At 69.5% G+C, this 5,143-nt stretch carries 3 protein-coding genes; 1 reads left to right on the top strand and 2 read right to left on the bottom strand.

Translation table 11 applies throughout. The features are described from left to right. The coding region (locus WAS25_RS05145) for a glycerate kinase (RefSeq protein ID WP_422310444.1) at positions 1-674 on the bottom strand (674 nt) is incomplete at its 3' end. Between the two features lies 1 nt (position 675). Next, entirely contained in the window at positions 676-3,975 is a 3,300-nt protein-coding gene (locus WAS25_RS05140) for a S41 family peptidase (protein ID WP_422310443.1), read from the bottom strand. Between the two features lie 101 nt (positions 3,976-4,076). On the opposite strand from WAS25_RS05140, the gene xseA reads away from it, so the two are divergent. Further along, positions 4,077-5,143 (top strand): exodeoxyribonuclease VII large subunit (gene xseA, locus WAS25_RS05135; RefSeq protein WP_422310442.1); only part of this gene is annotated, 1,067 nt, incomplete at its 3' end.

Here is a 5,143-nt window from a genome sequence, read left to right as displayed (position 1 = left end):
GCTTCATCGAGCTCGGCCACCATGTCCGGCGTGGCTCCCTTCTGGGGGCCGTAGACGGCGGAGGCGCCGCGGGGGCCGCAGAGCGGGTTGTCCACGTCGCATGCCACGAGGAGGGCGCTCTTGGCCAGGCGCGGATCCAGTCCCGACAGGTCCACGCGGGCGAGCCGGGCCAGGGCGGCGCCGCCTTCCGGCAAGTCGCGGCCTTCCGCATCGAGGAAGCGCACGCCCAGAGCCCGGGCCATGCCCGTGCCGCCATCGTTGGTGGCGCTGCCGCCAATGCCGATGACCAGCTTTCGCAGCCCAGCGTCCAGGGCTGCCTTCATCAGCTCACCCGTGCCGAAGGTGCTCGTGCGGCGAGGATCCCGCCCTTCTTTCGGGACAAGCGGAAGTCCCGAGGCCGAGGCCATCTCCAGGAACGCAGTGGCGCCGTCGCCGGAAACGCCCCAGTGGGCGCGCACGGGATCGCCCAGAGGGCCCCGCACGTCCGTATGCATGAGGCGGCCCCCGGTGGCCGCCACCAGCGCCTCGACGGTACCCTCGCCGCCATCGGCGATGGGCACCTTGAGCACGTTCGCGTCGGCGAACACGGCGTGGATGCCGCGTTCCATGGCTTCTGCCACACCGAGGGCCGACACGCTCCCCTTGAAGGAATCTGGGGCCACGACGATGCGCATGCTACTTCGTCTTGACGGGGTCGGCGGGGCGCTTAGGCAGGGCCATGGGCTTCTCGGCCATGCGCTTCAGCACTTCCTGCACGCCCCGCTCCAGCTGGAGATCGTGGCCCGCCAGCATGGAGGCGGGATCGTTCTCCACTTCGATGTCGGGGTTCACGCCTTCGCCTTCGATGATCCACTCGCCGGTGGGCGCATTGGTGCCGGAGCGGGGCACGAACACGCTGCCACCATCTATGAGCGGCAGGTTGCCCCCGCCCACGACGCCGCCCCAGGTGCGCTTCCCGATGAGGGGGCCGAGGCCCGCGAACCTGAAGTGGTGCGGGAAGATGTCGCCGTCACTGGCGCTGGTCTCGCTGGTGAGCGCCACCATGGGGCCGTGGAAGACGGTGCCGGGATAGGTCGAGGGATGGTCCCCGTCGTTGCCGAAGCGGGTGCCCAGCAGTTTCCGGCCCAGGCGTTCGAGGATCATCTGGCTGATGTTGCCGCCGCCGTTGGCGCGGACGTCCACCACCAGGCCCTGCTTGCGGATCTGGGGGTAGTACCACTTGATGAACTCGTAGAGGCCGGGGGCGCCCATGTCGGGAATGTGGAGGTAGCCCACCTTGCCGCCGCTGAGCTTGTCCACGGTCTCTCTGGAGCGCAGCACGAAGTCCAGGTAGCGGAGGCTGGCGTCGCTTTCGATGGGCCGGTAGGTCACCTGCCGGGAACCCTCCAGTGTGGGCTTGGCGTTGAGCGTCAGCGTCACCGTAAAGGTCTTGTTCCGCAGCAGGCGGTAGGGGGTCTCGTCGGCCTTCAACTCTACGCCATCGATGGCCAGGATGTAGTCGCCCTCGCGGGCGTCCACGCCGGGCTCCGTCAGCGGGCTGCGGTACTTGGGTTCCTCGTTGTGGCCCCGGTAGATGCGCGCGAGGCGGTAGCGGCCTGCGGCGGCGTCCAGTTCGAGGCGGGCGCCGGGCAGGCCCACCTTGGCGCGCTCGGGCAGGAACTGGTCGCCGCCCTCCGTGTAGGTGTGGCCGATGTTCAGCTCAGAAATGAGCTCCGTCAGCACATAGGTCAGGTCGGAGCGGTGCGTGACGTGCTGGAGCCAGGGGCGGTACTGCTCGCGCAGGGCCTTCCAGTCATAGCCGTGCATGTTCTTCACGTAGAAGAAGTCCCGGAAGCGCCGCCAGGTCTCGTCGTAGACCTCGCGCCACTCCTCGGCGGGGACGCGATCCACGAAGAGCTCCTTGGTGGCGACGGTCTTCTTGTCGGCGCCCTTGGGCTTGGCCTCGATGAGCTGAAAGGAAGCCGCCGGGCCCTGGCCGGCGCGGGCCAGGATCTTGGTGCCGTCCTGGCTGAGGGCCCAGCCCTGGACCTCCGGCAACAGTTCGCTCTCCTGGCGCTTCTTCAGGTCGAAGATCCATAGGCTGCTCCCGGCGTTCCTGCGGCCATTGGCTTCGCCGTACACGAAAGGCGAGGCCTTGGTGTAGAGGAGGAAGCCGCGGATCGCCTCCAGGCCGCCCAGGTTGTCGGCGGGCACGGGCACCCGCACGCCCCGCTGCTCGAAGCCGTCCCAGTCGATGCGGACGGCCACGGGACCCTTGGGCGCGTCGGCCGGCTTGTCGGCCTTCTTCTCGCCATCCTCCTTCTTCTCGGGCGCGGCACCCACCTCGTCGCTTTCAGGTGGGAAGGGATGGGCCACGTCCTTGCGCAGGGTGTAGGCGATGACATCCACATTGCGGTTGCCCGCGTAGTCGAACTCCAGATTACTGATCTGTGGCGCGAAATCCCGGCGGCTGAGGGCGTAGAGGTATTTGCCCTCGGGATCCCAGGCGGGATCGGTCACGGGGAACAGGTCGCCCGTGAGCCGGCGCAGTTGCTGGTCCGCCAGGCCCCAGGCGTGCAGGCTGCGGGTGCCGTTCAGGTTGCCCAGGGAGAAGGCCAGGACCTGGCCATCCGGCGACCAGGCCAGGTCGCCCACCCGTCCGAACTCATCCTTGGCTGCCTTGATCAGCTTGCGCTCGGCCACGCCGATGACGTAGACGATGCCGTCCTTGTCCGTGAAGGCGATGCGCTTGCCGTCGGGGGACCAGGTGGGCGCATTCAGCTGGGCCACCAGCCCCATGGTCAGGGCCTCGGGTTTGCCCTTGCCGTCCTGGTCCACCAGGTACAGCTGGTCCTCTCCGCTGAGATCCGAGATGAAGGCGATCTTCCTGCCATCCGGCGACCAGCGGGCCTGCCGGTCATGGGCGCCGGAGCTGTTGGTGAGGTTGCGCGTGGGCCCCTTTTCGACAGGAACCGTGAACACGTCGCCCCGGGCCACGAACAAGGCCCGCTCGCCCTTGGGCGACAGGGCGAAGCCCTCGATGTTCCGCTCGACGCTGATGCGCGCGGGCCTTGAAGCACCGCCATCCGTGGGCACAGCGATGGCAATGCCCTTGTCACTGCCGTCCTGCACGTTGAACACGCGCAACTCGCCGTTCAGCTCGTAGACGATGCGCGCCTGGTGATCGCTGGAGGGCCAGCGCACGTCCCAGGTCTTCTGGAAGGTGAGCTGCTTCACAGTGTCTGTGGCGGGCTCCACGGAGTAGAGGTTCAACGTGCCACTGCGATCCGAGGCAAAGTAGACCTTGTCGCCGATCCACATGGGATCGCGCTCGGTGCGCTTGCTCGAGGCGATCTTCTTCTGCTGCTTCGTGGCGAGGTCGAAGACGTAGAGTTCCTGCGCCCAGCCCCCTTCGTAGCGCTTCCAGTGGCGGAAGTCGCGGAACATGGGCGCGTAGGCGATGCGCTTGCCGTCGGGCGAGAAGGAGCCGGGGCCCGCCGTGGGCATGGGCAGCTTCTTCGGCAGGCCTCCGGTCAGGGCCACGGTGTAGAGCGCAGTGCGGCTCAGCACGCCGTCAGCGTCGCTGGCGGCCCGGAACACCACGCTGGTGCCGTCCGGCGTCCAGCCCACCACCTGGTGGTCGTAGCCGCCCCGCGGCGGCAGCGGGCCCGCGGCGGGGTCGAAAGTGAGCTGGCGGGGCACGCCACCGCCGCTGGGCATCACGTAGACCTGCTCGTCCCCGTCGTACTGGCCGGTGAAGGCGATCCACCTGCCGTCCGGGCTGAACTTCGCGAAGAGCTCCAGGCCCGGGTGGGCTGTCAGTCGGGTGGCGGTGCCGCCCGCGGCGGAAGCCGTCCAGAGGTCCCCGCCGTAGGTGAAGGCCACACTGTCCCCGTGGATGTCCGGGAAGCGGAGCAGCTTCGTTTGGGCCTGCGCGAAGCCACCAATGGCGAGCACGAGGGCCAGGCTGCGAAGGAGAAGGGCGCGTCCGGGCATGGGAACACCTCAAAGATGGGTGGGGAGACCGCGACCATTGTATGGCGAGGTAAGCCCCCGGCACCCGAAGTTTCCTTCTGGGGCCGTGCCATCATGCGGGGATGGACGCCCCCCTTTCCGTCAAGCGCCTGCTGGAGCAGATCAAGGCCCGCCTGGAGCCTGCCTTCGCGAGCGTCTGCGTAGTGGGCGAAGTCTCCAACTTCCGCGGCTCCGGGAAGCACTGGTACTTCACGCTGAAGGAGGAGGGGGCCGCCCTCTCCTGCGCCGTATGGGCCAGCCAGCAGCGCTTCCTCCAGCACAGGCCTGCGGACGGCCAGCGGGTGTTGCTGAAGGGCAGCCTGAACCTCTACGTGGCGGGGGGCACGCTCACCCTGGCCGTCACGCACTGCGAGCCCGCCGGCGTGGGCGACCTGCAGGCGCGGCTGCGGCAGCTGGAGGCGGAGCTGCGTGGCCAGGGCTGGTTCGATCGCCCCAGGCGCCCCCTGCCCCGCTTCCCGAGGAAGCTGGGCGTGGTGGCGGCCCTGGGGGGGGCGGCGCTGCGCGATGTGCTGGAGGTGATGGCGCGGCGCGCGCCGGGCATCGATGTGCTCATCGCCCCCGCCGCCGCCCAGGGCGAGCGCTGCGTGCCCGAGACCTTGCTGGCCCTCCAGGAGCTCCAGGACCCCCACTGGGGCTGCGAGGCCCTGCTGCTGGTGCGGGGGGGGGGCAGCCTCGAGGATCTCTGGGCCTTCAACGACCCGGAACTCGTGCGGGCCGTGGCGGAGTGCAGGCTCCCCGTCATCACCGGCGTGGGGCACGAGATCGACACCACCCTGGTGGATCTCGCGGCGGATCGCCGCGCCGCCACGCCCAGCCAGGCCGCCGAGCTGGCCACGCCGGACCGGTCGGCCCTGGGCGCCGAGCTGCGGCGGCGGGTGGATGCCTTGTGCGCCAAGGTCCTCTGGCGGCTGCAGGGGCAGGAGTCCACCCTCAACCTGCTGACCGACCACGGGCTGCAGCGGGTGGAACCCCTGGCCCCCGTCATGGCCCGCTCCGCGGCCCTGGCCCAGCGTCTGGCCCTGGCCCACCCCAGCCGGGGCCTGGATGGCGCATCCGCGCGGTTGGCCCTCCTCCGGCAGCGGCTGGGCCACCTGGGGGCCCAAGTCGCGGGCGAAGCGGACCTCCCCAG

This window comes from Geothrix sp. (genome assembly GCF_049292215.1).
Lineage (GTDB): Bacteria > Acidobacteriota > Holophagae > Holophagales > Holophagaceae > Geothrix.
This window is presented reverse-complemented; position numbering and strand designations above follow the sequence as displayed.

What these genes read in the sequence shown, in the direction of transcription:
- WAS25_RS05140 (WP_422310443.1), bottom strand. Translation starts at nt 3,975, where the DNA reads ATGCCCGGACGCGCCCTTCTCCTTCGCAGCCTGGCCCTCGTGCTCGCC.